This is a genomic window from Mesorhizobium sp. M1329 (assembly GCF_040318035.1).
In the GTDB taxonomy this organism is placed as follows: domain Bacteria; phylum Pseudomonadota; class Alphaproteobacteria; order Rhizobiales; family Rhizobiaceae; genus Mesorhizobium.
In genome coordinates this window covers 59,068-85,499 of the sequence record NZ_JAMYLN010000009.1, presented here as the reverse complement: position 1 = coordinate 85,499, position 26,432 = coordinate 59,068, and the positions used below count along the sequence as shown (strand labels likewise).

Annotated in this window: 28 protein-coding genes; 12 read left to right on the top strand and 16 right to left on the bottom strand. The window is 62.4% G+C overall.

Annotated elements, in window-relative coordinates; genetic code table 11:
- Positions 1–45: 45 nt before the first annotated feature.
- The 3 genes from NKH21_RS11655 to NKH21_RS11645 all read right to left on the bottom strand — a co-directional run bounded on the left by NKH21_RS11655 (position 46) and on the right by NKH21_RS11645 (position 3,185).
- Complete coding sequence (locus NKH21_RS11655) at positions 46–1,140, bottom strand: YcjF family protein (RefSeq protein ID WP_352666497.1); 1,095 nt, start codon at positions 1,138–1,140, stop codon at positions 46–48.
- Complete coding sequence (locus NKH21_RS11650) at positions 1,137–2,615, bottom strand: YcjX family GTP-binding protein (RefSeq protein ID WP_352666499.1); 1,479 nt, start codon at positions 2,613–2,615, stop codon at positions 1,137–1,139. The genes NKH21_RS11655 and NKH21_RS11650 overlap by 4 nt, the downstream gene beginning before the upstream one ends.
- Positions 2,616–2,678: 63 nt before the next feature.
- The gene (locus NKH21_RS11645; RefSeq protein ID WP_352666501.1) at positions 2,679–3,185 is read right to left on the bottom strand and encodes a SixA phosphatase family protein; all 507 of its coding nucleotides are present in this window, start codon (positions 3,183–3,185) and stop codon (positions 2,679–2,681) included.
- 260 nt (positions 3,186–3,445) lie between these two features.
- Here NKH21_RS11645 and dksA point away from each other — a divergent pair, with 260 nt between their 5' ends.
- Positions 3,446–3,862, top strand: coding sequence for an RNA polymerase-binding protein DksA (dksA, locus tag NKH21_RS11640; RefSeq protein WP_023674847.1), 417 nt, complete (start codon positions 3,446–3,448; stop codon positions 3,860–3,862).
- An 82-nt stretch (positions 3,863–3,944) separates the two neighbouring features.
- Here dksA and NKH21_RS11635 read toward each other — a convergent pair whose 3' ends face one another.
- Positions 3,945–4,697 (bottom strand): hypothetical protein, encoded by a 753-nt coding sequence (locus NKH21_RS11635; protein ID WP_352865004.1) that lies wholly within the window; start codon positions 4,695–4,697, stop codon positions 3,945–3,947.
- Positions 4,698–4,899: 202 nt separating this feature from the next.
- On the opposite strand from NKH21_RS11635, the gene cckA reads away from it, so the two are divergent.
- On the top strand, positions 4,900–7,473 hold the full coding sequence (gene cckA / locus NKH21_RS11630) for a cell cycle histidine kinase CckA (protein WP_352865002.1): 2,574 nt from the start codon (positions 4,900–4,902) through the stop codon (positions 7,471–7,473).
- An 83-nt stretch (positions 7,474–7,556) separates the two neighbouring features.
- On the top strand, positions 7,557–8,267 hold the full coding sequence (locus NKH21_RS11625) for a purine-nucleoside phosphorylase (protein WP_352666506.1): 711 nt from the start codon (positions 7,557–7,559) through the stop codon (positions 8,265–8,267).
- A 50-nt stretch (positions 8,268–8,317) separates the two neighbouring features.
- Here NKH21_RS11625 and NKH21_RS11620 read toward each other — a convergent pair whose 3' ends face one another.
- The gene (locus NKH21_RS11620; protein ID WP_352666508.1) at positions 8,318–8,713 is read right to left on the bottom strand and encodes a hypothetical protein; all 396 of its coding nucleotides are present in this window, start codon (positions 8,711–8,713) and stop codon (positions 8,318–8,320) included.
- 301 nt (positions 8,714–9,014) lie between these two features.
- Between NKH21_RS11620 and urtA the strand changes: the two genes are divergently transcribed.
- From urtA to NKH21_RS11590, 6 genes are all read left to right on the top strand, one after another.
- Positions 9,015–10,325 (top strand): urea ABC transporter substrate-binding protein, encoded by a 1,311-nt coding sequence (gene urtA / locus NKH21_RS11615; protein ID WP_376704326.1) that lies wholly within the window; start codon positions 9,015–9,017, stop codon positions 10,323–10,325.
- A 100-nt stretch (positions 10,326–10,425) separates the two neighbouring features.
- Complete coding sequence (gene urtB / locus NKH21_RS11610) at positions 10,426–12,042, top strand: urea ABC transporter permease subunit UrtB (RefSeq protein WP_352864999.1); 1,617 nt, start codon at positions 10,426–10,428, stop codon at positions 12,040–12,042.
- Positions 12,039–13,271 carry an urea ABC transporter permease subunit UrtC gene (gene urtC / locus NKH21_RS11605; RefSeq protein ID WP_352666511.1) on the top strand — a complete coding sequence of 411 codons (1,233 nt, stop codon included), beginning with the start codon at positions 12,039–12,041 and terminating at the stop codon, positions 13,269–13,271. The genes urtB and urtC overlap by 4 nt, the downstream gene beginning before the upstream one ends.
- A 7-nt stretch (positions 13,272–13,278) precedes the next feature.
- On the top strand, positions 13,279–14,025 hold the full coding sequence (gene urtD / locus NKH21_RS11600; RefSeq protein WP_352666513.1) for an urea ABC transporter ATP-binding protein UrtD: 747 nt from the start codon (positions 13,279–13,281) through the stop codon (positions 14,023–14,025).
- A 70-nt stretch (positions 14,026–14,095) separates the two neighbouring features.
- Positions 14,096–14,791: an urea ABC transporter ATP-binding subunit UrtE gene (urtE, locus tag NKH21_RS11595; RefSeq protein WP_352491592.1), complete on the top strand. Its 696-nt coding sequence runs from the start codon at positions 14,096–14,098 to the stop codon at positions 14,789–14,791.
- 217 nt (positions 14,792–15,008) lie between these two features.
- Positions 15,009–15,209: a hypothetical protein gene (locus NKH21_RS11590; RefSeq protein WP_352666514.1), complete on the top strand. Its 201-nt coding sequence runs from the start codon at positions 15,009–15,011 to the stop codon at positions 15,207–15,209.
- A 46-nt stretch (positions 15,210–15,255) separates the two neighbouring features.
- Here NKH21_RS11590 and NKH21_RS11585 read toward each other — a convergent pair whose 3' ends face one another.
- The 9 genes from NKH21_RS11585 to NKH21_RS11545 form a co-directional block, all read right to left on the bottom strand.
- Positions 15,256–16,062, bottom strand: coding sequence for a DUF72 domain-containing protein (locus NKH21_RS11585; RefSeq protein WP_352666515.1), 807 nt, complete (start codon positions 16,060–16,062; stop codon positions 15,256–15,258).
- A gap of 28 nt (positions 16,063–16,090) precedes the next feature.
- Positions 16,091–16,561, bottom strand: a complete 471-nt coding sequence (locus NKH21_RS11580) for a GNAT family N-acetyltransferase (RefSeq protein ID WP_352864994.1) — start codon at positions 16,559–16,561, stop codon at positions 16,091–16,093.
- On the bottom strand, positions 16,558–16,968 hold the full coding sequence (locus NKH21_RS11575; protein ID WP_352666519.1) for a DUF302 domain-containing protein: 411 nt from the start codon (positions 16,966–16,968) through the stop codon (positions 16,558–16,560). Before NKH21_RS11575 ends, NKH21_RS11580 begins: the two co-directional genes overlap by 4 nt.
- A complete protein-coding gene (gene uvrA, locus NKH21_RS11570) occupies positions 16,968–19,889 on the bottom strand; it encodes an excinuclease ABC subunit UvrA (protein WP_352666520.1) in 2,922 nt (973 codons plus the stop codon). The genes NKH21_RS11575 and uvrA overlap by 1 nt, the downstream gene beginning before the upstream one ends.
- Positions 19,890–20,589: 700 nt before the next feature.
- The gene (locus NKH21_RS11565; protein ID WP_352666522.1) at positions 20,590–20,886 is read right to left on the bottom strand and encodes a hypothetical protein; all 297 of its coding nucleotides are present in this window, start codon (positions 20,884–20,886) and stop codon (positions 20,590–20,592) included.
- A gap of 87 nt (positions 20,887–20,973) precedes the next feature.
- Positions 20,974–21,579: an ATP-dependent Clp protease proteolytic subunit gene (locus tag NKH21_RS11560; protein WP_254817374.1), complete on the bottom strand. Its 606-nt coding sequence runs from the start codon at positions 21,577–21,579 to the stop codon at positions 20,974–20,976.
- A gap of 26 nt (positions 21,580–21,605) precedes the next feature.
- Positions 21,606–22,130: an SRPBCC family protein gene (locus tag NKH21_RS11555; RefSeq protein WP_352666524.1), complete on the bottom strand. Its 525-nt coding sequence runs from the start codon at positions 22,128–22,130 to the stop codon at positions 21,606–21,608.
- The gene (locus NKH21_RS11550) at positions 22,127–22,441 is read right to left on the bottom strand and encodes an ArsR/SmtB family transcription factor (RefSeq protein WP_352666526.1); all 315 of its coding nucleotides are present in this window, start codon (positions 22,439–22,441) and stop codon (positions 22,127–22,129) included. The genes NKH21_RS11555 and NKH21_RS11550 overlap by 4 nt, the downstream gene beginning before the upstream one ends.
- An 82-nt stretch (positions 22,442–22,523) precedes the next feature.
- Positions 22,524–22,913, bottom strand: a complete 390-nt coding sequence (locus NKH21_RS11545; protein ID WP_352666528.1) for a cupin domain-containing protein — start codon at positions 22,911–22,913, stop codon at positions 22,524–22,526.
- A 209-nt stretch (positions 22,914–23,122) separates the two neighbouring features.
- On the opposite strand from NKH21_RS11545, the gene NKH21_RS11540 reads away from it, so the two are divergent.
- Both NKH21_RS11540 and NKH21_RS11535 read left to right on the top strand, forming a co-directional pair.
- A complete protein-coding gene (locus NKH21_RS11540; RefSeq protein WP_352448761.1) occupies positions 23,123–23,635 on the top strand; it encodes a single-stranded DNA-binding protein in 513 nt (170 codons plus the stop codon).
- Positions 23,636–23,758: 123 nt separating this feature from the next.
- Positions 23,759–24,184, top strand: coding sequence for an OsmC family protein (locus tag NKH21_RS11535; RefSeq protein WP_352666530.1), 426 nt, complete (start codon positions 23,759–23,761; stop codon positions 24,182–24,184).
- 8 nt (positions 24,185–24,192) lie between these two features.
- On the opposite strand, the gene NKH21_RS11530 is transcribed toward NKH21_RS11535, so the two are convergent.
- The gene (locus tag NKH21_RS11530; RefSeq protein ID WP_023674869.1) at positions 24,193–24,822 is read right to left on the bottom strand and encodes a MarC family protein; all 630 of its coding nucleotides are present in this window, start codon (positions 24,820–24,822) and stop codon (positions 24,193–24,195) included.
- 74 nt (positions 24,823–24,896) lie between these two features.
- Positions 24,897–25,427 carry a hypothetical protein gene (locus NKH21_RS11525; protein ID WP_352666532.1) on the bottom strand — a complete coding sequence of 177 codons (531 nt, stop codon included), beginning with the start codon at positions 25,425–25,427 and terminating at the stop codon, positions 24,897–24,899.
- A gap of 86 nt (positions 25,428–25,513) precedes the next feature.
- Here NKH21_RS11525 and NKH21_RS11520 point away from each other — a divergent pair, with 86 nt between their 5' ends.
- A complete protein-coding gene (locus NKH21_RS11520; RefSeq protein ID WP_352666534.1) occupies positions 25,514–26,341 on the top strand; it encodes a helix-turn-helix transcriptional regulator in 828 nt (275 codons plus the stop codon).
- Positions 26,342–26,432: the final 91 nt, after the last annotated feature.

The following is a 26,432-nucleotide window of genomic DNA, read 5'->3' as shown; positions in this document are numbered from 1 at the left end:
ACCATGGACAAGATTGGTTAATGCTTTGTCACCCCAAGGCAATAGTCACGTTCCGGAAGCGGATGTTTCTTTTTCTTTCTTTGCTGCAAAGGAGGTCAGCGCGGAGAGGAAATCGCCCAATCCGGGCCGCCTGACTGCGTAAAAGGGCAGGGGCCTTGCGATTTCCATCGCTGCAATGCCGATGCGCGCAGTCATCATGCCATTGACGACGCCTTCGCCGAGCTTGGCCGAGAGCCGGGCGGCAAGGCCGTGGCCAACGATCTGCTGGACGAAACTGTCGCCGACTGCGATCGATCCGGTGACCGCGAGATGGGCGAGAACGCTGCGCGCCAGGCGAAAAAAGCCAAGCGTGCCGGGGCGGCCGCCATAAAGCTCCGACAGCCGGCGAATCAACCGGCCGGCTTCGAACACCACATAAGCGACGTCGACCAGCGCGCGGGGGCTGACCGCGGTCACGAGGGAGACGCGCTTCGCCGCTTCGAGGATCATCACCCTGGCGCGGGCATCGAGCGGGCCGAGGATCTCGGTCTCCGCCAGGCGCACCAGATTGCCGCCGTCGATGATCTCGCCGCGCAATTCGGCCAGCGAGCGCCTGCCGGCCGCGGTTTCAGGCTTGGCCGAGACAAAGACCGACAACTCGTCGACCACGGCGCGGGCGGCCTTCGGATCGTCACGGGCAATCGCATCCAGCGCCCGCTTCTGCAACTTTTCGACCTCGGCAAGGCGGGCAATCGCCATGAATTCGCGCACGAGGATGATCAGAAGCGCCAGGATGGCGATCGCGGCCATACCGGCAGCCAGCCAGCCCAGCCACTCGGCGCGCTCGAACAGGTCGCGAATCAGCTGGTCGGTCCAGAGGCCGACAGTGAGCGAAGCCAGAACGCCAAGCGCGCCGAAGAACAGGCTGCCAAGCAGCGAACGTTTTCGCGGCGCAATCGCCGGCGGCGGTTCGGCAGCGACGATATCAGGCTCGTCGAAGACGTCGATCTCCGCCGGTGTGACCACGGCTAGATCCGCCTTCACAGTACGCGGCTTTCGCGCCGGCGCGGCCTCGGACGCAGCATGGCGAGCCGTCGGATCTTCCTTTTGCTGGGCCTCCGGCTCGATGCGAAAGGCCGCCGGTCTGCGGGGCGCACTCATGCGAGATGATCTCCAATCAGGAACTGCAGCGCGCGGTCGAGCCTGATATGTGGCAGCGAGAGCGTGACGCCCTCGGCGGTGCGCTCGAGTTTCGGCGGGCGAAAGCGCACGAAGCGGATCGCGGGGTCGTCATTGTTCTGCCGGCGGGCCGATTCGGAAACGTCGAACACCGCATCAGCTTTCTCCGGCAAGTCACCGGGAAATATGGCTGTTTCGGTCTTTCCGTCAAAGGTTTCGCCATTGATTTTTTCGCCACGCAATGGCGTACCGATAATGACCGGCAAAGTCTCGCGGCCCTGCTTGACCGTGCCTTCACGGGTCGCGCGCATGGCCGCCATGGCCACGACGTCGACGTCGGCGCCGGTGAAATTCGCCCGCGCCACGGCGCGGTCGGCTAGTCGCCGCACGATCGCCTGCAGGCGGTCGTGGCTTTCGTGGTGCAGATGGTCGGCCTTGGTCGCGGCCACTAATATGCGGTCGATGCGCCTCGAAAACAGGTCGGTCAGGAAGTTGCCCCGGCCGGGCCGAAAACAGGACAGGATTTCGGTGACTGCGCGTTCCAGATCGGCCATCGCGCCGGGGCCGGCATTCAATGCCTGCAAGGCGTCGATGAGCACGATCTGCCGGTCGAGACGCGTGATGTGTTCGCGAAAGAACGGTTTGACGACATGCGTCTTGTAAGCCTCGTAGCGCCGCTCCATCATAGCCTGCAGCGATCCCGAGCGGGCGCGCCGGCCGCCCAGATTCGTGAGCGGCGCGAAGGTGAGAGCTGGAGAGCCTTCAAGATCGCCGGGCATCAGGAAGCGGCCGGGCGGCAAGGTCGAAAGCGCCCGCTCGTCGAGCTTGCAGGCCTTGAGATAGGCGGCGAAGCTCTCGGCGAGACGGCGCGCCGTCATCTCGTCGGCGTCGGCGCTGGGGTCGACCGGATTGGAGAGCGCCCGCCATTCCCGCGAAAGATCGACACGCACCGGCAACACGGCCATCTCGAAAGCCTCACGCGAAAAATCGGCGTAGGACTTGCCGAGCAGTGGCAGGTCGAGCAGCCATTCGCCGGGATAATCGACGATGTCGACCGACAATTTTCCGGCGGAAAACATGCGGCTCCAGCCAGAGGCCGATTCGTATTCGATGGTGAGCCTCAACTCGGAAATCGCACGCGTCGAATCCGGCCAGACGCGATCGTCGACAAGAGCCGCGATGTGATCCTCGTATTGAAAGCGTGGTACGGCGTCGTCCGGCTGCTCTTCCAGAAAAGCGCGGGCGATGCGCCCCGATTTTTGTGCCTCAAACAGCGGCAAGCGTCCGCCATGGACCAGATTGTGCACAAGGGCCGAGATGAATACCGTCTTACCGGCGCGGGACAGCCCGGTCACGCCAAGACGCAGCGACGGAGCGAAAAGCCCCGCAGCGCGGCCTGACAACGTATCCAAGGCAATCTTCGCCTCGTCGGTGAAAGTCGTCAGCGATGATGCCAAAATCTGTTCTCGCGGGCCGGTCAGGACCCGATATAGGCTTTGATGCGCGGCTTTGAAATGGCCTCAGATATCGGCAGGCGTCAGGAAGGCTTCGAGATAGCCGGCGCCCGGCGCAGCCTCGGCAAGACTGCCGTTGAACCGGACCACCGCAAGTGCGGAGGTCGGGAAGCCGTGGTTCAGCATGGCCCGCGCGGTCTCGTCGCCGTCGCCTGAGAGCGCCATGGCGAGATCCTCAATCATCGGATTGTGGCCGATGACGAGCAGGGCATCCAGCCCGCCATTCTGCCGGGTGGCAGCGAGGTACGCGGCGGCATCGTCGTTGTAAAGCGCGTCAAGGAACAGCACCCGGCGGCCCTTGTCGGTGTGGCCAGCCAAGCCTTCCAGCGTCTGGCGGGCACGCCTGGCGCTTGAGCAAAGCGTGAGGGCCGGTGCGTATTTGCGGGAACGCATCAGCACGCCCATCGCTTCGGCATCGGCGAAGCCGGATGGATCGAGCGGGCGGTCGAAGTCAGCCACGCCAGGCAGCGCCCAGCCGGCCTTCGAATGCCTCAGCAGGTAAAGTCTGGTCACCGGATCCCCGTTGTGCCGGGCACCGAACCCGTCAGCACGCCGCAGGATTTGTCATCAGAAGAGCTCCGTGCGCAATGGCAAGCGCCCCTCAAGCATAGCGAATCATGTACGGATTCGGTCGTATTCTTTGCAAAAAGGGCATCGCAGATGCTGGTTTGTCCGGGACTAACAATTGCGTGAAACTGTCGTCGATTGACCTTGTGCAGCTTTCGGTCCGCGAATATATAGGCGCCAAATTTGGGGTTTGTTGGGTGAGTCGAATGAACGACATCGTTACCGCCGATTACGTGCCCTCCGAAGACGAGCCGTTCATGAACGAGCGGCAGAAATCCTACTTTCGCATGAAGCTCGTCACCTGGAAGAACGACATCTTGCGCGAAGCGCGCGAAACTCTCGAAATCCTGCAGCAGGAAAACGCCAACCACCCCGACCTCGCCGATCGCGCCTCCTCGGAAACCGACCGCGCCATCGAACTTCGTGCCCGCGATCGCCAGCGAAAACTCATCTCGAAGATCGATTCCGCCCTCCAGCGCCTTGACGAAGGCACTTACGGTTATTGCGAGGAGACGGGCGAGCCGATCGCGCTGAAACGGCTCGACGCGCGACCGATCGCGACTTTGTCGATCGAGGCGCAGGAGCGCCATGAGCGGCGCGAGAAGGTCTACCGCGACGACTGAGTCGCCGGGAAAGCAGCGGCATCGGTAAAGCGTTCAAAATGGCCGGTTTTCCGGCCATTTTCATTGGCCGTTCGCTATCCGCCTATCTTTTCTGATTGGACAACTCGCCGAGGAGCTTCGTCATCTCGTCGTCGAGAGAGGGCGATGCCTTCGCCACCGGCTTGCTCGGCGTTTGGCTGAAGCGTGGCTCGTCGAGGGAAACCTCCAGCTCCTTCATCAGCGCATCGTCAATCGACTCATGCTGTGCCGGCGGCTCGTATCTTCCCGGGGAGTCCTGTCTTGCCGGCGGCTGCCCATGCCGCGAGGCATTGGCGTTGACGGATCCATAACTTGGCAACGGTGTGACGTTCGATGCCGGTTTCGGCGCCGGCGCCGGCATTGTTGCCGGTATCGTCGCCGTCTGGCGGGCTCGGACGGGGGTTGCGGCCACGCTTGCCGGCTGCGGTGGCGCTTGCCTCACCGGCGCGGCTGTGGTCTGAGCTGGCCTTGCTGCCGGCTGGTGGCTGGTGTCTGCGGTCAATGCCGGGCGGCGCAGCGCCGAGAGCCTGATGTCGCGCTCGACGACGACGTCGGTCGGACCACCGATCAAGAGCAGGTGCTCGATATCGTCGCGGCGCACCAGCACCAGCCGCCGGTGACTGTCGACCGCTGTGGCATCCATGACGGCCAGCCGCGTCTTGCGGTTCCTGCCGCCGGCGACGAATGTTCCGAATGTCAGGCTGCGGACCAGCCTGATGATAAGAAGAATGATGAGCAGAAGGACAAGTACTGCAAACGTCCATAGGATTGCTGCGGCATAACCAGGACCCGCCACGCCATCCAGCCATTGCAGCATTGGTTCCCCCAAAATCAGCTTTCGAAGAGAGGCGACACTAGACTGTTGCGGCAGGCCACCGCAAGTTGCCTTTCACGCTTCGTGAACAGCTTGAACGCCGGAAGCCGAACGGCGTCATTTTTAGCGGACATCTGCAGCCGGGCCTTTTCCCGACCCTGAGAATATGATTCAACCGACACCGGTATTCACGAGCAGGGGGCACATGGCCAAGGAAGCGCGCGGCGATTTCTATCCGGTACCTATCGTCGACCAGAACACGCGACCGGGAGCGGTCACCCGGCTCATCGTTTTCATCGTCGTCCTGACAGGGGCAGCGGTCGTCTTCGGCGTTTTCCGCGAGCGACTTGGCGATCCATTCCTGCTCGGCATGCTTGGCGTGCTGGCGATGATCGGCGTCGGCTTTCTATTCGCCACTGCGATCGGCTTCGTGCACATCACGCCGCGCTCGACAAGCGACGAACTGTCGAAAGCTTTCGTCGATTCGATGTCGCAGGGTCTCCTGGTCACCGACACCAAAGGCCGTATCATCTACGCCAACCGGACCTATGCCGATATGACGGGTGCCGAGTCGGCCGCCGACCTCAAAACAGTCGAAGGTTTGCTTTCAGACGCTCCCGAGGCCTCGGTGACCATATACCGGTTGGCGTCAGGCCTGCGCGACGGCCAGCCGGGCGACGGCGAGTTTCGGCTCGCGCAGTCCATTCGGCCAGGCGCCGAACCGGGCGCCCGCTGGTACCGCGTCCGGGCCCGCGCGTTCAGCGTTCCCGGCCAGCGGCTGCCCATGCTTGCCTGGCAGCTTGCCGATATCTCGCAGGAACGGGCCGAGCAGGAGCGGTTCTTTCTCGACCTGCAAAAGGCCATCGATCATCTCGACCATGCGCCGGCCGGGTTCTTTTCCGCCGACCAGGAAGGCCGCGTCACCTATATCAACGCGACCCTTGCGGAGTGGCTTGGCATCGACCTGGCCAGCTTCACCCCCGGCGCCATCACGCTGCCAGAGATCGTCGCCGGCGACGGCATGGCGCTGGTCCGTTCGGTCAAGGCCGACGCGGGTACCACGCGCAATGCCGTTATTGACCTCGATCTGACGACGATGACCGGCGAGGCGCTGCCGGTGCGCTTCATGCATCGTGTCTCGGCCAGCCGAGAGGGCCTCAACGGCCCGACTCGCACCATCGTGCTCAACCGGACGCAAGGCGAGGACGCTTCGGCCGACCTCCGCGCATCGGAAATACGCTTCACGCGGTTCTTCAACTCGACGCCGATGGCGATAGCCGGCGTCGACCATGCCGGTCGCATCCTGCGCACCAATGCGCCGTTCCTGTCGCTGTTTTCCTCGGTCGTCGACCGCGACGCGGTCGATCGGCGTGTGCGGCTGGATACGGTGATCCACGAGCGCGACCGGCCGGCTTTCGCCGCGGCCTTCGAAAAGGCGCGCCAGCAACAGGCTGACATCGAGCCGATCGATACGGTGCTGCCCGGAAATGAGGAGCGCCACATACGCTTCTACGTCAATGCGGTCGCAGACGGTACCGGTGGCGAGGGCGCCGAGGAATCGGCCATCGTCTATGCCGTGGAGACCACGGAGCAAAAGGCCCTCGAGGGCCAGATGGCGCAGAGCCAGAAGATGCAGGCGGTCGGCCAACTCGCCGGCGGCATCGCGCATGATTTCAACAATGTGCTGACCGCCATCATCATGGCCTCGGACCTGCTGTTGACCAATCACCGGCCGTCCGATCCGTCATTCCCGGACATCATGAACATCAAGCAGAATGCCAACCGGGCGGCCTCGCTGGTACGGCAGTTGCTGGCCTTCTCGCGCAAGCAGACGCTGCGGCCGGAGGTGCTCAACCTGACCGACGTGCTGGCCGATCTCAGAATGCTGCTTGCCCGGCTGGTCGGCAACGACATCAAGCTCAAGATCGACCATGGCCGCGACCTGTGGCCGGTCAGGGTCGATATCGGGCAGTTCGAGCAAGTGGTGGTCAATCTGGCGGTCAATGCGCGCGATGCGATGCCGGCCGGCGGCGACCTCACCGTACGCACCCGCAACGTCAGCGCCGGAGAGTGCAAGACCTTTTCCTACCGCGAACTTACTCCGGCCGACTATGTGCTGGTCGAGGTTGAGGACAGCGGCAGCGGCATCGCGCCTGATGTGCTGAAAAAGATCTTCGAGCCCTTCTTCACGACAAAGGAGGTTGGCAAGGGAACTGGCCTCGGCCTGTCCATGGTCTATGGCATCATCAAGCAGACAGGCGGCTTCATCTTCTGCGATTCCGAAGTCGGCAAGGGATCCGTGTTCCGCATCTTCCTGCCGCGGCACATTGCGGAGGCAAGGAAGGCGGGCGAGGCTGGAGAAGTGCCGGCCGCCCCTGCCAAGATCGCCGACTCAGCCAAGGACCTGTCGGGCTCGGCTACGGTGCTGCTGGTCGAGGACGAGGACGCCGTGCGCATGGGCGGCATGCGGGCGCTGAAGTCGCGCGGCTACACCGTCCACGAGGCGTCGTCGGGCGTCGAGGCGCTTGAAGTCTACGAAGCGCTCGGCGGCAAGGTCGACGTCGTGGTGTCGGACGTGGTGATGCCGGAAATGGATGGCCCGACGCTGCTTGGCGAATTGCGCAAACGGCAGCCCGACATCAAGTTTATCTTCGTGTCCGGCTATGCCGAAGACGCGTTCGCCAAGAACTTGCCGGCCGACGCACATTTCGGCTTCTTGCCGAAGCCGTTTTCGCTCAAGCAATTGGCCACCATTGTAAAGGACATGCTGGAATCCTGACCTTTCCAATGCTCCGCTTGCGCAATGTCGTGAGACTGCCATGATTGCAGGCGAAACGGGCGACGGGTTTTGGAAAGCATGCCGTGACGCCACACAACGAGGCAAGCAAGGGCGACTACGCAAGCACGGTGCTGCTGCCGGGCGATCCGCAGCGCGCTGAATGGATGGCGCAGACTTTTCTGGAAGCGCCGCGCTGCGTCAACCACCGCCGCGGCGCGCTCGGCTTTACCGGGTTGTTTCGCGGCAAACCTGTCAGCATCCAGTCCACCGGCATCGGCGTCCCTTCGTTCCTGGTCTATGTGCATGAGCTGCTGGACTCTTATGGTGCGAAAACGTTGATCCGCACTGGTACCTGCGGTGGCCTGACCGCCGAGATGGCGCTGCGCAGCCTGGTGATCGCACAATCGGTGCGCGGCGAAAATGCCGAGAGCGGCCAGGTTTTTGGGCTCTATCGTGCCGATGCCGGCCCCGATCCGGCATTGTTGGCCCAGGCGTTGGCCCGGGCTGCTGAACTCGGCATCGACTATTGCGCCGGGCTGACCATCTGCAGCGACATTTTCTATCATCCGCAGGGGCGCGAACGTTTTGCCGAAGCGCAGGCCCAGGGCGCGCTCGCCGTGGATATGGAAACCAGCGCGCTCTACCGCATTGCGGCCGATTTCGGTGCCCGGGCGCTGTCGGTCCTGACCGTCGTCGATAACGTGGCAACCGGCGAGCAAACCGACTATTCCGAACGCCAGGGGCTTTTCACCGATATGACCCGGCTGGCGCTCGACCTGGCGGCGGAGAGCTAGGCGGCTTTCTGCTTCGGGGTACGAAACCTCGCCCGGTTCCGTACTCTTTTTCAACGCTTCGTGCAGGTCGAGGCGGTAAAGGCGCCGTCTGGCTGCTTCATGATGATGTCGAAGGACGGGGTAGTTCCGCTTTCCAGCGTCGCCTGCGTAAGCGAGATCGAGTTGCCGCCACTGGTGTAGCCGCCCAGCGGACCTAGCCAGGTGATCACGCCGTCTGCATCCATCTGGTAATTGTAGCTTTGCGGCGCGATGCCGAAGCTCACCGGACCGCTATAGACGTTTCCCTTGATGGTGATGTCGCCGAGGCTGAGGAACATGCCAAGCAGATAGACTTCGCAATGATAGGAGCCGTCCGGCAGCTTGCCGTCGCTGAAGCCGGCGCGCGCTACGGTCGTCGTCGCCAGCAGAAGAATGGCGGTGAAAGTGCAAGAAGTTCTGAAGGCCATGGCGTCGCTCGCTTAAGGGTTCGAACTTGCCTCATTTCGCTGCGGCGCTGCAATCCTCGCCAGCGCTCATATGATGCTGCTCAAAATTCGGGCATTGGCCTGTATGTGAGTAAAACTTAGGCTGATATGGGTGATCCTTTCTCGTTTCGAACATGGCAGGCGAGGTTCATCTCCTGCGGCTAATACATTAACCGACTGACAGAGCTGGGAAATCTCAAATCCTCCGAGCTTGCTCCCGTGATTGGCACAGCCGTTGCATGGTCTGTTCCGATGCAGTTAACCAGCTTGGGAGTTTAAAAGTATGAGGGGCAGTTTCTCGACAATAGCAAAAATGTTTTCGGCCGGCGTGGTCACCGCCGGCCTGCTGATGAGCGTTCCCGCCAAGGCGGCCGACGACACCATCAAGGTCGGCATCCTCCATTCGCTGTCGGGAACCATGGCGATCTCGGAGACGACCCTGAAGGACGCCATGCTGATGCTCATCGAAGAGCAGAATGCCAAGGGTGGCCTGCTCGGCAAGAAGCTCGAGGCGGTGGTCGTCGATCCGGCTTCGAACTGGCCGCTGTTCGCCGAAAAGGCGCGCGAGCTGATCTCGAAGGACAAGGTCGCGGCGGTGTTCGGCTGCTGGACCTCGGTGTCGCGCAAGTCGGTACTTCCGGTGTTCAGCGAACTCGACAACATCCTGTTCTACCCGGTCCAGTATGAGGGCGAGGAAAGCGAGCGCAATGTGTTCTACACCGGTGCGGCGCCGAACCAGCAGGCCATTCCGGCCGTCGATTATCTGATGAGCGAGGATGGCGGTTCGGTGAAGCGCTGGGTGCTCGAAGGCACCGACTACGTCTACCCGCGCACCACCAACAAGATCCTCGAGGCTTATCTGAAAGCAAAGGGCGTTGCTGCGGAAGACATCATGGTCAACTACACGCCGTTCGGCTTTTCCGACTGGCAGACCGAAGTCTCGGCGATCAAGAAGTTCGGCTCGGCCGGCAAGAAGACCGCTGTCGTCTCGACCGTCAACGGCGACGCCAACGTGCCGTTCTATAAGGAGCTCGGCAACCAGGGCATCAAGGCCGAGGACATCCCGGTCATGGCCTTCTCGGTCGGCGAGGAAGAGCTTGCCGGTCTCGACACCGCGCCGCTGGTCGGCCATCTCGCCGCCTGGAACTATTTCGAAAGCGTCGATACGCCCGAGAACGAGAAGTTCATCGCCGACTGGCACAAGTTCATCAAGAACGACAAGCGCACCACCAACGATCCGATGGAAGCCCACTATATCGGCTTCAACATGTGGGTGAAGGCGGTCGAGAAGGCCGGTACCACCGATCCGGACAAGGTCATCGACGCCATGGTCGGCGTCTCGGTGCCGAACCTGACCGGCGGCTATTCGACCATGATGCCGAACCATCATATCACCAAGCCGGTGCTGATCGGCGAAATCCAGGCCGACGGCCAGTTCGAAACCGTCTCACAGACGCCGGGCCTCGTGATGGGCGACGAGTGGTCCGACTACCTGCCTGACTCCAAGGACCTGATCTCCGATTGGCGCGCGCCTCTGTCCTGCGGCAACTTCAACGTTGCCACCGGCAAATGCGGCGGCAAGGGAACCAACTGATCCTCCCGGTCTGTCCTCCCAGACCCGCAAGCCTCCGGGCAGGCTCCTCCTCCAGCCTGCCCGGAGGCGACATTCAACCTTCAACAGCCACCAGAAACCAATGATCCTGATCCGCGCGATTGGCCTGATGCTGCTGCTCCTCCTGGGGACGCTGGCGCCGTCGAACGCCAGCGAGGCAGATTTGCGCGCCGTCGTCGCCAAATTCGCCACCACCGCCAATTTTCCGGCGATCGAAGCCGTGGTGCGCGAGCTTGCGGCATCCGGCGATCCAGCCGTAGAACGGCCGCTTGCCGCGCTTGCGGAGGGCAGCCTTTACGTCCGCAAGGCCGATTCACTGGTCTTTGTCGGCAAGGAGAGCGGCGGCGGCATCGAGCTGCTCGATGCGCTCACCGGCGAAAGATCGGGCGAAGTTGCCAAGGCCGACATCACCAAGATTAAGGTCAACAATACGCTGCGCCGCGTCATTCGCGATGCATTGGGCACGCTGACGCTTGGCTCCAAGGACCCGGCCGTGCGCATTGCCGCCGCCGACACCATGTTCAAGACGCCGGACGCGGCGAACATCGAGCCGCTCGACACCGCGATCGCCAATGAGAGCGTGGCAAGCGTCAAGGCGCTGCTCGAACAGGCACGCGCCGCCTCGGTTCTCGTTTCAGACAGGCCGGAGGCCGACAAACTGGCGGCGATCGCGCTCATCGGCGCGCGCGGCGACCGCGATGCGGTGTCGCTGCTCACGTCGGTGGAGGCCAATTCCGAAGGTGCGGTGAAGGACGCGGCGACGGCGGCGATCGCCAACATCAATTCGACGCTGGCGCTGTGGGATGCCGGCCAGAATGTCTGGTACGGCATATCGCTCGGATCGGTGCTGCTGCTGGCGGCGATTGGCCTGGCCATCACCTTCGGCGTCATGGGCGTCATCAACATGGCGCATGGCGAGATGGTCATGCTCGGCGCCTACACGACCTTCGTTGTGCAGGAGGTGATCCGCAATTCCTTTCCCGGCCTGTTCGACTGGTCGCTGGTCATTGCCCTGCCGCTGGCCTTCCTGGTGGCGGCGCTCGTCGGCCTTGTCATCGAGCGCGGGCTGATCCGCTACCTCTACGGTCGGCCGCTGGAAACCCTGCTGGCGACGTGGGGGGTCTCGCTGATCCTGCAGCAGGCCGTGCGCACGATCTTCGGGCCGACGAACCAGGAAGTCGGCAATCCGTCATGGATGTCCGGTTCGTTCGATATCGGCCAGCTTGCAGTGACCTGGAACCGGCTCTGGATACTGGTATTCGCGCTCTGCGTGTTCGCGGTGCTGCTTTATGTGATGAAGCGCACGCCCTGGGGCCTGCAGATGCGCGCCGTCACCGCCAACCGCCGCATGGCCGCGTCGATGGGCATCAGGACGCCATGGGTCGATGCGCTGACCTTTGCATTGGGGTCCGGCATAGCTGGCATTGCCGGCGTCGCGCTCAGCCAGATCGACAATGTCTCGCCCAATCTCGGCCGCGGCTACATCATCGACAGCTTCATGGTCGTCGTCTTCGGCGGCGTCGGCAATCTCTGGGGCACGCTGGTCGGTGCCTTCTCCCTTGGCATCGTCAACAAGTTCCTCGAACCCTACGCTGGGGCAGTCCTCGGCAAGATCGTCGTCCTGGTTCTCATCATCCTGTTCATCCAGAAACGCCCGCGCGGCCTGTTCGCGCTCAAGGGCAGGTCGGTGGAAGCATGATCACGGGACGCTTCTTTGCCGCCGGCGCCGACCGCCGCGTCGCCATCACCATCTTCATCCTGCTGGCGGTCGCCATCATCGTGCCGCTGCTCAATCTTGCGGTCTCGCCGACAAGTGCGTTTTACGTGCCGTCCTATATCGTCGCGCTCACCGGCAAATACCTCTGCTACGCGCTGCTCGCCTTGGCGCTCGATCTCGTCTGGGGCTATTGCGGCATCCTCTCGCTCGGCCACGGCGCTTTCTTCGCGCTCGGCGGCTATGCGATGGGCATGTATCTGATGCGCCAGATCGGCTCGCGCGGCGTCTACGGCAATCCGCTGCTGCCGGATTTCATGGTGTTCCTGAACTACAAGGAATTGCCATGGTTCTGGTATGGTTTCGACCATTTCTGGTTCGCGGCGATCATGGTGCTTGCGGTACCTGGCCTGCTCGCCTTCGTCTTCGGCTGGTTCGCCTTCCGCAGCCGCGTTACCGGCGTCTATCTGTCGATCATCACCCAGGCGATGACCTATGCGCTGCTGCTTGCCTTTTTCCGCAACGATATGGGCTTCGGCGGCAATAACGGCCTGACTGATTTCAAGGACATTTTAGGCTTCAACGTGCAGGCCGACATGACACGGTCGGCGCTGTTCGCGGCCAGCGCCGTCATGCTGGCGTTTGCCGTCTTCGTCACCTGGGCAATCGTCGGTTCCAAGTACGGCAAGCTTTTGATGGCGGTGCGCGACGCCGAAAGCCGCACACGCTTCCTCGGATGGCGGGCGGAGAACGTCAAACTGTTCGCATTCACCGTGTCGGCGGTGATGGCGGGCATCGCCGGTGCGCTTTACGTGCCGCAGGTCGGCATCATCAACCCTGGCGAATTCGAGCCGTCCAATTCGATCGAGGTGGTGGTGTGGGCGGCCGTCGGCGGGCGCGGCACCATCGTCGGGCCGATCATCGGCGCGCTTCTGGTCAATGCCGGTAAATCCTGGTTCACCGGTGTGCTGCCGGAATTCTGGCTGTTTGCGCTAGGCGGACTGTTTGTCGCCGTCACGCTGTTCCTGCCCAAGGGCATCATCGGCATGTGGGATTCCTGGCGCGGCAACGCCAAGGCGCTGCGGGCGGCCTCGGTCGCCGAGGAAGCCGGCATCGATCCTGACACGCCGGTGCCGCCGAAAACCGATCGCTCGGCGGCGAGAAGGCCGGGCGACTGGTCGGCCTCCGGCGCCGAACCGCAGCCGGCGGAGTGATGGCCTGATGTCGAAGAGCAACACCATCCTCTATCTCGACGGCGTGTCGGTTTCCTTCGACGGGTTTCGCGCCATCAACAACCTTTCGCTGGTGCTCGACAAAGGCGAGATGCGGGCGATCATCGGCCCCAACGGCGCCGGAAAGACGACGATGATGGACATCGTCACCGGCAAGACGCGACCCGATGCTGGCGAGGTTTTCTTCGACGGTGAGGTCGACCTGACCAAACACGACGAGGCCGAAATCGCCATGATGGGCATCGGCCGTAAATTCCAGAAGCCGACCGTCTTCGAAAGCCACACGATCGAGGACAATCTGATGCTGGCGCTGAAAGGCCCGCGCTCGATCTTCCCGGCACTGTTCCATCGTCGCTCGGCCGCGGACGTGCGGCAGATCAACGACATTCTCGGCATCATCCGGCTTGGCGACAAGCGTGACGAGCTCGCCGCCAATTTGAGCCACGGCCAAAAGCAATGGCTCGAGATCGGCATGCTTCTGGCGCAGGATCCGAAGCTGCTGCTGGTCGACGAACCGGTTGCCGGCATGACCGACGCCGAGACCGAGGAAACCGCGCGGCTGCTCAGAGACATCGCGCGCGACCATTCGGTCATCGTCGTCGAGCACGACATGCATTTCGTGCGTGAGCTCGGCGCCAAGGTTACCTGCCTGCACGAAGGCTCGGTGCTTTCCGAGGGCAGCCTCGACTTCGTCTCGGCCGACGAACGCGTCGTCGAAGTCTATCTGGGGAGATGAGCATGGTCTGGCGCGTTCCGTTCCATCATTTCGACCTTTCGTTCTTCACGCGTTGGAGAAAGCGCTGACCATGCTCGAAGTTTCCAATGCCACGCTGCACTACGGCGCTGCCCAGGCGCTGCGCGGCGTCTCGCTGAAGGCCGGGGCGGGCAAGATCACCTGCGTGCTCGGCCGCAACGGCGTCGGCAAGACCAGTTTGATGAGATCGATCGTCGGCCATCATCGGCTGACGAGCGGAAGCGTTGCCTTCGAGGGGAAGGCGCTCGACCGGAGCGCGGCGTATGATCGCGCCCGGTCGGGCATCGCATTCGTGCCGCAAGGCAGGGAGATATTTCCGCTGCTTACGGTGCGGGAAAACCTCGAATCAGGTTTTGCGCCGTTGAAGCGCTCCGATCGCAACATTCCCGGTCACGTCTTCGAATTGTTTCCGGTGCTGAAGCAGATGCTCGCGCGCCGCGGCGGCGATCTTTCCGGCGGCCAGCAGCAGCAGCTTGCTATCGGCAGGGCGCTGGTGATGCGGCCGAAGCTGCTGGTGCTCGATGAGCCGACCGAAGGCATCCAGCCGTCGATCATCAAGGATATCGGCCGCGCCGTCCGCTATCTGCGCGACCAGGCCGGTATCGCCGTGCTTTTGGTCGAACAATATCTCGATTTCTGCCGGGAATTGGCCGACGAGGTCAACATCATGGACCGCGGCCAGATCGTCCATACCGGCCCCGCCGAGGATCTCGACCGGGCGGACGTCCGCAAATTCCTGACTGTCTGAATTCTTATTGATTCCATTACTTTGCAACTCTGGCGCGCTGCAGATTGCGTGCTAGATTTTGCTTGGCCTTGGTGAGTCGGCCGCTTTCCGTACCAGTTTCAACTTGGCAGATCAGGGGAAGGCGCGGCTCGCGTCGGCATGCTTGCGCGCAAGCCGTTCCCTTCCAGCGGTCTGTTGTCGTCTAACATTTCGGGTGCTTGGGAGCCAGGGCCAGTCGATGGAGCGCTATGTCGAGGACTACCAGAAACGACGGCTCACGGAGCGCGTCGACATCCTGACAGCCATTAACATTCTGAAATCGCAAGGATATGAACACGACGAACTCATCGCGGAGATCACCAAGGTCTTCTATGTCGATCTTGATGCCTTTAACGAGATCCTCAGGGTTGATCGCCGTCCGGACGAGCGCGCCGCATAGCCGGTAGTTTCGGACCCGGCCAGGCAGACCACCGACAGCGGGGGCGTCAGCCGGCGACCCGCTTCATCAGCGCGATGGCGCCGAATGGAGCGCGGACTTTGCCCTCTGTGATGAAGTAGACGAACACATCGCGTGGCTTGACCGGCGCGTCGGTTGAAGGATCGGCGCGTGACAGGTCGGCCGGCACCTTGCCTTCCGCCCAGGTTTTTGCGCGCGCCGCCCATTCGTCGAGCGCCTTTGGCGTGTAGCAATCGGGATTGTCGTCGCTGCCGGTCTGCAGCCGCGCATAGATGAAATCGCCGGTGACGTCGGCAATCCCCGGATATTTGGCGTGGTCGGCATAGACGATGGCGGCCTTGTGCTTTCGCGCCAAGGCGGCGAACTCCGGCACGACGAAGCTGTCGTTGCGCACCTCGACCGCGTGGCGCAGCGCAACGCCGTCCTGCTTTTCCGGCAACAGCTTGAGGAAGGCCTCGAAGTCGTCCGGGTCGAATCTCTTGGTCGGCGCGAATTGCCACAGGATCGGCCCGAGCTTGTCGCCAAGTGCCGCGACGCCCGACCCGAGGAAGCGCATAATCGATTCCCCGGCCTCGCCGAGCACCCGGCGGTTGGTGACGAAGCGGTTGCCCTTCAGCGAATAGACGAAACCATCCGGCGCCTCGTTGGCCCATTTGACGAAGGTCGGCTCCTTGAAGCTCGAATAATAGGTGCCGTTGACCTCGATAGTGGGCACCTGCCGGCTGGCATAATGCAGTTGCTTGGCCTTCGACAATTTGTCCGGGTAGAAGGACGTGTCCCACGGCTCGAAGGTCCAGCCGCCCATGCCGGCGCGGATTGTTCCTGATTGAGTCATGGTCGTCCTCCCGGTTTGCAGAAAAGGATCACGCGATGGCGGTCGTCTCGATAGCTTTCGCCATGTCGACGACCGTCCATCCCGGCCGATATGGATTGGGCCGGCGACCCGTTTCGCGAAAGCCGTAGGCCTTATACAACGAAACGTTCCGTTCCATTCTGGTATTGGTGTAGAGTCGGATTTCAGGCAAGCTCCACAGGCGCGTCTGTTGCTCGGCCCAGTCGAGCAGCCCGATGCCGAAACCCTTGCCCTGAAAGGCGGGCGCAACGGCGACGCTGAAGATCATTGTATGGTCCGCATGTCGTTCGAGAACGATCAAGCCGGCCGGCTGTCCGTCCTGCTCCGAAAGCCAGACCTCGCCGCGTTCTATGCGCGGCGCATAGTCTTCGGTGACGGGGATCGGCGGCGCTTCGAACAGGGCAGTGTAGGGCGCGTAGGCGTCGGTGGTGAGCGAGATCACCGTGAGGAGATCATCGGCCCGAGCGGCTCTCATGATCAAAACTGGCCCGCGCCGGCAGCGGCCGCAATCACCTTGTCCATGCCGGCCGCTATCGCGGCAACGGCATTGCGACTGCTGTCGCCCAAGCCGTGGCGCTCAGCGAGCCGGTGTGCGTCATTGTAGGAGAGCCAGACCTTGCCTTGCTCGTCCTCCCAGGCCAGTGCCTTGACCGGCAGATCGATACCGGCAAGCTGCCGGTCCTGCATCAGTGGCGTACCGCCTTTCGGATTGCCGAAAATCAGGAGCTGGGTCGGACGCAGGGAAGCTTCGACACTGCGCGCACCAGCGGCGTGATCGATGCGGGCGAAGACCAGCAATCCTGCACGTTCCACAGTCTCGACCAGGCGATCGATGGTTTCGGTCACGCCGAAATGGCTTTCGACCGTGATGAGACCGTTCTTTGCCATCACTCCGCCGCTTCGCGCTTGCCTCCGGGGCGCCGCTCCAGCAATTCCCTCAGGAACTGCCCGGTATAGCTGCGCTTTTCGCGGACGATGTCCTCAGGCGTGCCGGACGCCACCAGCTCGCCGCCGCCGTCACCACCTTCGGGGCCAAGATCGAGAACCCAGTCAGCGGTCTTGATCACCTCTAGATTGTGCTCGATGACGACGACCGTGTTGCCCTGGTCGACCAGCTCGTGCAGCACTTCAAGCAGCTTGGCGACGTCGTGGAAATGCAGGCCGGTGGTTGGCTCATCGAGAATGTAGAGCGTCTTGCCCGTCGCCTTGCGCGACAGTTCCTTGGCAAGCTTGATGCGCTGCGCCTCGCCGCCCGACAAGGTCGTTGCCTGCTGGCCAACATGGATGTAGCCGAGGCCGACCCGTTTCAGCGTCTCCAGCTTGTCGCGCACGCCGGGCACGGCAGCGAAAAAATCGACGCCTTCCTCGACCGTCATGTCGAGAACGTCGGCGATCGACTTGCCCTTGAACAGGACGTCCAGTGTCTCGCGGTTGTAGCGCTTGCCGTGGCAGACGTCGCAGGTAACGTAGACGTCGGGCAGGAAGTGCATCTCGATTTTGATGACGCCGTCGCCCTGGCAGGCCTCGCAGCGGCCGCCCTTGACGTTGAACGAGAAGCGGCCCGGCTGGTAGCCACGCGCCTTGGCCTCCGGCAGGCCGGCGAACCAGTCGCGGATCGGCGTGAAGGCGCCGGTATAGGTGGCGGGATTGGAGCGCGGGGTGCGCCCGATCGGCGACTGGTCGATATCAATGACCTTGTCGAGGAATTCCAGCCCCTCGACGCGGTCGTGCTCGGCCGGATGCTCGCGCGAGCCCATGATACGGCGCGACGCCGCCTTGAACAACGTCTCGATCAGGAAGGTCGACTTGCCGCCGCCGGATACGCCCGTGACGGCGGTAAACGTGCCGAGCGGGATTTCGGCGGTGACGTTCTTCAGATTGTTGCCGCGCGCGCCGACGACCTTCAGCCGGCGGTTCTTCCTGGCCTCACGCCGCGCTGCCGGCGTTGCCACTTCGAGCTCGCCCGACAGATATTTGCCGGTGATCGAAGCGGGCGTCGCCATGATCTGCTGCGGCGTGCCCTGGGCGATGATGTGGCCGCCATGAATGCCGGCGGCCGGGCCGATATCGACGACGTAGTCGGCATGCAGTATGGCGTCCTCGTCGTGCTCGACGACGATCACCGTGTTGCCGATGTCGCGCAGATGCTTCAGCGTATCGAGCAGGCGGGCATTGTCGCGCTGGTGCAGACCGATCGATGGCTCGTCCAGCACGTAAAGCACGCCGGTCAGGCCGGAGCCGATCTGCGAGGCAAGACGGATGCGCTGGCTCTCGCCGCCCGAAAGCGTGCCGGAGTTGCGCGACAGCGTCAGATAATCGAGCCCGACATCGTTGAGGAAGCGCAGCCGCTCGCGGATTTCCTTGAGCACGCGCACCGCGATCTCGTTCTGCTTGTCGTTGAGCGAAGCGGGCAGATCGGTGAACCACTGGTCGGCCTTGCGGATCGACAGCTCGGTGACCTCGCCAATGTGCTTGCCGGCGATCTTGACCGCGAGCGCCTCGGCCTTCAGCCGATAGCCGCGGCACGCCGGGCACGGTGTGGCCGACATGAAGCGCTCGATCTCCTCGCGCATCCAGGCGGATTCGGTTTCTTTCCAGCGGCGCTCGAGATTGGGGATGACGCCCTCGAAGGTTTTCGTCGTCTTGTAGGAGCGCAGGCCGTCATCGTAGTGGAAGGTGATTTCGCGCTCGCCGGTGCCGTGCAGGACGGCTTGCTTTGCCTCGTCGCTCAGATCCTTGAACTTGTCGCCGAGCTTGAAGCCATAGGCAACGCCCAGCGCTTCCAGCGTTTGCGCATAATAGGGCGAGGTCGACTTCGCCCACGGGCTGACGGCGCCGGCGCGCAGCGAGACATTCTCGTCGGGCACGACCAGGCTGGCATCGATGGCGCGCTGGCTGCCGAGCCCGTCGCAGGTCGGGCAGGCGCCGAACGGATTGTTGAAGGAGAACAGCCTGGGCTCGATCTCGGGAATGGTGAAACCGGATACCGGGCAGGCGAACTTTTCCGAGAACAGCATGCGTTCATGCGTCTCGTTCTTCGATTTGTTGACCGAATCCTCGCCGGTCTGGCTGGCGTCGAGCGGCTTGTCGGCAAATTCCGCTACCGCCAGTCCGTCTGCAAGCTTCAGCGCGGTCTCGATGGAATCGGCGAGCCGCGTCGCCAGATCGCCGCGCACGACGATGCGGTCGACGACAACGTCGATGTCATGCTTGTACTTCTTGTCCAAGGCCGGCACGTCGGCGATCTCGTAGAAGACGCCATCGACCTTGACGCGCTGAAACCCCTTCTTCTGCAGCTCCAGCAGTTCCTTGCGGTACTCGCCTTTGCGGCCGCGCACCATCGGCGCCAGGATGAACAGCCGGGTGCCTTCCTCGACTGCAAGCACCCGGTCGACCATCTGCGAAACCGTCTGGCTCTCGATCGGCAGGCCGGTGGCCGGTGAATAGGGTACGCCGACGCGGGCGAACAAAAGCCGCATATAGTCGTAGATCTCGGTGACGGTGCCGACCGTCGAACGTGGGTTCTTCGAGGTGGTCTTCTGCTCGATGGAGATGGCCGGCGACAGGCCGTCGATCTGGTCGACGTCCGGCTTCTGCATCATTTCGAGGAATTGCCGTGCATAGGCCGAAAGGCTCTCGACATAGCGGCGCTGGCCCTCGGCGTAGATGGTGTCGAAGGCAAGCGACGACTTGCCCGACCCCGACAGGCCGGTCATGACGATCAGGCTGTCACGCGGCAGGTCGAGATCGACGTTCTTCAGATTGTGTTCGCGTGCCCCGCGAATGGAGAGATATTTATGGTCGGCCATCGCCGGTCGCCGCCTCAGAATCTGGAATTCGTGGGATGGGCGGGTTTTCCCGACCATCCCCTATGTAGGTAATTTCGCCGCCTTTTCGAGAGACGCCACAACTCTCGACCAAAGCGTTTAACCGCCTTTCGCGCGAACGGGCAAGCGGAAAGAACAAAGGCCGAACACGCTCCTGACAAAAGCTGCCCGTACAGCCGGCTTCACAAAGCGCGTCTCGCGATCACATTTTTCGGTAATCGGCTATTCAAGGTTGACGTCAATGCGTCACGGGGGCAGACTCCAGACGTCAACGAAGCCGGCCGTCTTTCGATGGCCTCGCGGCCTGGGGCTAGCCTGCGAGACGCCGCGGGTTTGCGATGAGCGCTTCGACGACGACAGTCGCAACGAACAGAAGGAGAGCAGAGGCATGACTCCACCGGATAGTTCCTTGAGGCTCCACGTGTCGCTGGAGCCGCGGCAGGTATAAGTGGCCAGGTCAGGCGTTTTGCGCGCTACCTGCCAACGTTGACTTGCCGATCCCCACAACAATCAGAGACTGCTAGTCGGATCGTCGGCTGAACGCCGCGAAGCATCCGAAATGAAAAGCCGGCATGAAACTCCCGGCAATTTGGATTTCAGATCCAAGAAGCCCCGTCAGTTGCACAAGCAATGGCGGGGCTGTTCGTTTGAAGCGCACATTTGTGGTGCATACCAGGCGAACTTACCGGCTGGGGGGCCTGATCCCGCCGGTAGCGACGTCGATGGTTATGCTGCCGGAAATGCGAACGTCGGTATCGCCGATCTTGAACGTGCCGTTGCCGCTGCTTGGAACCGCGTCGTCTGGCTCAGGCTGCGGGGTAGGCTCGGCGATGCGATAGTCGCCGGTCACGCCGGGCAGGGCGCCCTTTTGCGAAGACGTCGAATTATCTTGGGCAAATGCCATGTCCACCAGCATGTTCGTGCCGGCCACGGTAGCGATAGCAAGGCATAACAGGCTGGATGAACGGCTGGCAGTCATCGCCGGAGTATAGTGCCGTGATAGCGGCAAGACCAGACCGATGGCGCTGAAATTGCAGGCGCCGGATCGTCCGCCGGCCCGGCTCGTTCATGCGGCCTGCTTGCGAGTGTCGAAAACATGGTCGACGAGGCCCCAATCCTTGGCCTCCTGCGCAGTCATGAAAAAGTCGCGGTCGAGCGTGCGTTCCACTTCTTCGTAGGTGCGGCCGCAATGGTGGGCGTAAAGATCGGTCATGCGCCGCTTGGTGCGAAGGATGCCCTCGGCATGGCGCTGGATATCGGAGGCTTGGCCCTGGAAGCCGCCGAGAGGCTGATGCAGCACGATGCTGGTGTTGGGTAGCGCGATGCGCCGCCCCGGTGTGCCGGCCATCAAAAGGAACGAGGCCATCGAGGCGGCGAAACCCATACAAACGGTGGAGACCGGGCAGCTGATATACTGCATCGTATCATAGATGGCGAAACCGCTGGTCACCACGCCGCCCGGCGAGTTGATGTAGAGCGAGACCTCCTTGTCGGGATTGTCGGATTCCAGCGACAGAAGCTGGGCGCAGACTAGCGCCGAGGTGCCGTCGTCGATCGGCCCGTTGATGAAGACGATGCGCTCGCGCAGCAGCCGCGAAAATATGTCGAAGGCACGTTCGCCGCGGCTCGACTGCTCGATCACCATCGGAACCAAATTGGCAAGGCCGCTCATTATTTTTCTCCGTAGGCTGATCGTGTTCAGGCCGCGCGCAGAAGGAGGCGCGGGGTGTTTGCGGCGATCTGCTTGTGCCTGGGAGCACGCGCTTCAAACGAGAGTCGGCAACCGGCGCATGCCATCGCGATCTCCGGCACTGCTGCCCGAGCAAAACCATCATGGACGATGCGCAGATGCGTGCCGCCGGAAACGGTGCGGTCGAGGGTAAAGGTGACGATGCTGTCCACTGGGTTGTCGCTCATTGGGCTGTCCAGGGGGCTGCCGGGCGGCACCTGCGTATCGCCGGGCGCCGGCCGCTCCCGCCAGGAATAGCGCAGCAGCCGTCCTGGATCTGCGTCGAGGATTTCGCACTCGATCGGCGCATTCGGCGCTTTAAAGGCAAAGCGGTTGCCGATTTCGGGCTTGATGTCGTTCGGCATCATCCAGGCCGCGAGCAGGTCCGGCACCGTCAGCGCCCTCCACACTTTTTCCGGCGGCTCGGGCAGTTCGCACTCGAACTCGATCTTGTCTGCGGCCATTTCCGCGCGTTCTTTGCCTCGGCTGGTCATTGGTCCATGTCCTTCAACACCGTCTTGAGCCTTTCGATGCGCTCTGGCCAGAACGCACGGTAGCGTTCGATCCAGCCGAGCAGCGGCGCAAGCCCCTTCGGATCGGCGCGGTAATAGGCGTTGCGGCCGGCCCGCCGCTCGATGACGAGGCCGGCGCCGCGCAGCACGGCGAGATGCTGCGATACCGCCGGCTGCGATACCGGCATGTCAGTGCGCAGTTCAGACACCGTCATCTCGCCGTCGGCGAGCCGCTCATAGACGGCGCGACGCGTTGGATCGGCCAGTGCCCGAAAAATGTCTGCTTCGATCATGCTAAAAGCATAAGTCGATACTTATCGGTTTGGCAAGTCGCGTTTCGAGGACAGGCAGTGTTTTTTTACGACGGGCGAGATTTTACAAACGCGTCGGAAGCCAGCGTCTCACCATGTCTGGAGATCCGTTAAATGTCGCCTCGAAAACGGGTGACGCGAGCACGGCACGGATATGAAGCAGTTCGGAGCCGACGTTTCGGAAGCCATGTTGCCTGTGCGCGGCAACAACAAGCGACTGTCCGGCAGTCAAGACGAGATGCTCATCATCGATCCACATCTCGGCCCTGCCGGCGATGACGGTAAGCACTTCCTCGACCGGGTGCCAATGTGTCGGGGCGCCAACCGTGGGTTCGACCCATTGTTCAAATATGCAAAGTTGAGTTGCGCCGTTGCAGGCCGAGACATGCATGCGGGTCTTTACTCCCGTTCGCCATTCTTCTTGCGGCTGATCGTCATGCTCGACCATCTTCATTGAGTTCGCCTCGATCTCAGGGTTCGTGGAAATTCGACGCCAGGACACTACTTGTTACTGACATCTATTGAGAGTGCAGGGCCTTTAACCTAGAACGAATAGAGAACAAAAACCTTGTGGGAAAAGGCAGCCACATCAGGCAGGGATTATCCATAGCCTGTAAGGTGCAGCGACAAAATTTTGGTTTCGGATGAGCGCGGAGAAGTGTCATGGCGGGTAGTGTCAACAAGGTCATTCTGGTGGGCAATCTCGGGGCGGACCCTGAAATCCGCCGCCTGAATTCGGGTGACCCGGTCGTCAACATCCGCATCGCGACGTCGGAAAGCTGGCGCGACAAGACATCCGGAGAGCGCAAGGAAAAGACCGAATGGCACAATGTCGTGATCTTCAACGACCAGATCGCCAAGGTGGCCGAGCAGTATCTGAAGAAGGGCATGAAGGTCTATGTCGAGGGCCAGCTGCAGACGCGCAAATGGCAGGACCAGACCGGCAATGACCGCTATACGACCGAAATCGTGTTGCAGAAATTCCGCGGCGAGCTGCAGATGCTCGATGCGCGGGGCGAGGGCGGCGGCCAGGTCGGCAACTATGCCGGTGGTGGTGCGAGCCGCGGTTCCGATTTCGGCCAGTCCGGCCCGGGCGAAAGTTTCAATCGCGGTGGCGCCAACAAGGGCGGCGGCGGTGGTTCGTCGCGCGAGCTGGACGACGAAATTCCGTTCTGATTTCTCGGGGCGGACTGCCCTTGCGGCGAAAAGCGCCGGCATCTTGGCCACGAAATGGCGTCCCGAAAATCTGTCTTGGATTTTCGGGACGTTGTGCGTTTGAGCGGTGAAAGGACGTATCAGTTGAAAGCAAGGGTCAAATGGGTCGAGGAGCGCACTTTCATTGGCGAGTCCGCCAGTGAGCACAAGCTGGTGCTAGGCACTGCGTTTGGGCCGGAGGGCAAGACACCGGGGCCGAGCCCAATGGAACTGGTGCTGATCGGCACCGGCGGCTGCTCGGCCTATGACGTGGTCCATATCCTGGAAAAGGGGCGCGAGGCAGTTGAAGATTGTGTGGTCGAACTCGATGCCGACCGTGCAGAAGCCGATCCCAAGGTGTTCACCCGCATCCACATGCATTTTGTCGTCAAGGGCCGGGCGCTGTCACACGACAAGGTGAAGCGGGCAATCGGGCTTTCGATCGAGAAATACTGCTCGGCCTCGGCAATGATGGCCAAGACTGCCGAGATTACCCACGACTTCGAAGTCATTGAAACGACGGCGAAGTAGGGCAGCTCCTAAGTCGCCATCAGCGCCTTGATGCCGTCGGCGACGAACTGTACGGCGAGCGCCGCCAGGATGACGCCGAGCAGCCGCGTCAGGATCGAACGGCCGGTTTGGCCGAGGATACGGTCGATGCGCTCTGACAGCACGAACACCAGGTAAGTGATGACGAGGCAGATGGCGATGATGCCGACAAGGGCTGTCTGCGCGCCCAAACCCTGAAACGAGCTTGAGAGCAGGACGGTCGCCGAAATCGCGCCGGGACCGGCAATAAGCGGGATCGCCAGCGGAAAGGCGGCGATGTTGTGGATCATGTCCCTGGTGATGGCGACGTCGCCGATCTTCTCCTTGCGGTCCTGCCGGCGCTCGAACACCATTTCGAAGGCGATGAAGAACAGCAGAAAGCCGCCGGCGACGCGGAAGGCCGGCAGGGTGATGCCGAAGACCGACAGGATCGACGCGCCGGCGATTGCGAACAACGCCATCACCAGGAAGGCGATGACCGAGGCGCGCACGGAGACCTGGTTGCGTTCCTCGCGGTTCATGCCGCGGGTCACGGCGAGGAAGAGCGGCGCCAGGCCGGGCGGATCGATCGTCACAAGTATGGTGACGAAGGCGTTGAACAGGCTGTCGAAGCTCGGCATGCTGACCCTCCCCGCCGGCAATGCCGGATATCGGGATTGGTAGAGCAAAGCGGAGCCAGTGGAAACCGTGCGGATCACGGGCTCGCGGCGCGCCGCGCCAGGAACTCGACTTCGAGACGCCAGGTGGCGCCGTCGTCCTGTGAGCGTTCGCCCAGCCAGCGGAACGAATTTTCGGTGATGCGCGAAAAGCTCCAGCGCACAGCAGATCCAGTGCCGTCTGCGCCTTGCTGGATGATGGTGTCGCCCTCGGCACGGCCGAGCTGGCGGCTGTAGTACTGGCTGCGCGGATCGCTCCAGAAGATGTGCCAGGCGTCGACGTCGGGGTCGTAGACGCGCAAAGTCGTGCCATAAAAGGTCCATTTGCCGAGCGACGGCGAGGCGCCAGCGTCACGGGCGGGCAGAATCCATACGTCCTGGATGGCCCGGCCTTCGAGCACCCAGCCGAAATGCACCTCGCCGCGCCCGGTCAGCACCTGGCCGTCCTCGAGATGGCGCGTGGCGTCGAACGTCCAGGCGCCGACGAAGCGGCCGTAAAGGTTCAGTTTCTCGGCAAGGGCCGGTACGGGTCCATCGCTGTGCAGGGCCTTGGCAAAGGAATTGGACATGGCTTCGCTCTCATCTTGTCAGGAGACCGGCAAGCATAGAGGCCGACAGGGGTTCTGCGCTTGGGAAAAATTGCTATATTTCGGCGATGGCGACGAGCGCGCACAGGCTTGCGTCGGGCCGAGGCTGGCAGGTGTCGGATGTCATCTGCACCGCCAGCGCCGCCGACAGGCCATTCGAGGAGGAGCATCGGGATTTCTGCATTGCCGCCGTAACCAGCGGCACCTTCCGCTATCGTGCGCGCCAGGGCACGGCGATGCTGGCGCCGGGCGCGCTCCTGCTCGGCAATCCCGGCACATGCTATGAATGCGGGCATGAGCATTGCGCTGGCGACCGCTGCCTCTCCTTCCATTTCGGACCGGCCTATATGGAGCGGATCGTCGCCGACGTGCCGGGCGCGAAGACGCTCGATTTCGGCACGCCACGCCTGCCGCCCTCGCCGGCGCTGGTGCCGCTGCTCGCCGAAGCGGAGGCGGCGCGCGAGATGGCTGACACCGGCTCGTTCGAGGAACTCGCGCTGCGCATTGCCGGTGCAGCGGTAACAGCGGCTTGCAGCGCCACGGATCGGGGACGGACGCCGAGCCGCCGTGACCAGAAGCGTGTTGCCGAAGCGGTGCGGCGACTCGAACTCGATGCCGACCGGCCGATCTCGCTTGCCGAACTCGCCGACGAGACCGCTACCAGCCCCTACCATTTCCTGCGCACCTTCCGGCACGTCGCCGGCATGACGCCCTACCAGTTCCTGCTGAGAGCGCGGCTGCACAGGGCAGCCGTGGGGCTGCGGACGTCGGATCAGACGATTTCGGCGATCGCCTTTGCAGCGGGATTCAACGATCTATCAACCTTCAATCGTCGTTTCCGGCGGCTGATGGGCGAGGCGCCGGGTACTTATCGCGCCCGCCGGCGACGCCCGTGAAAGGGTGCCACGGCCATATCGTCGCAATTGGTTTATCCTTTTGAATTTGCCGCTAAAAACCACACTGGAAAACGGCCGCGATTGTTGGAGT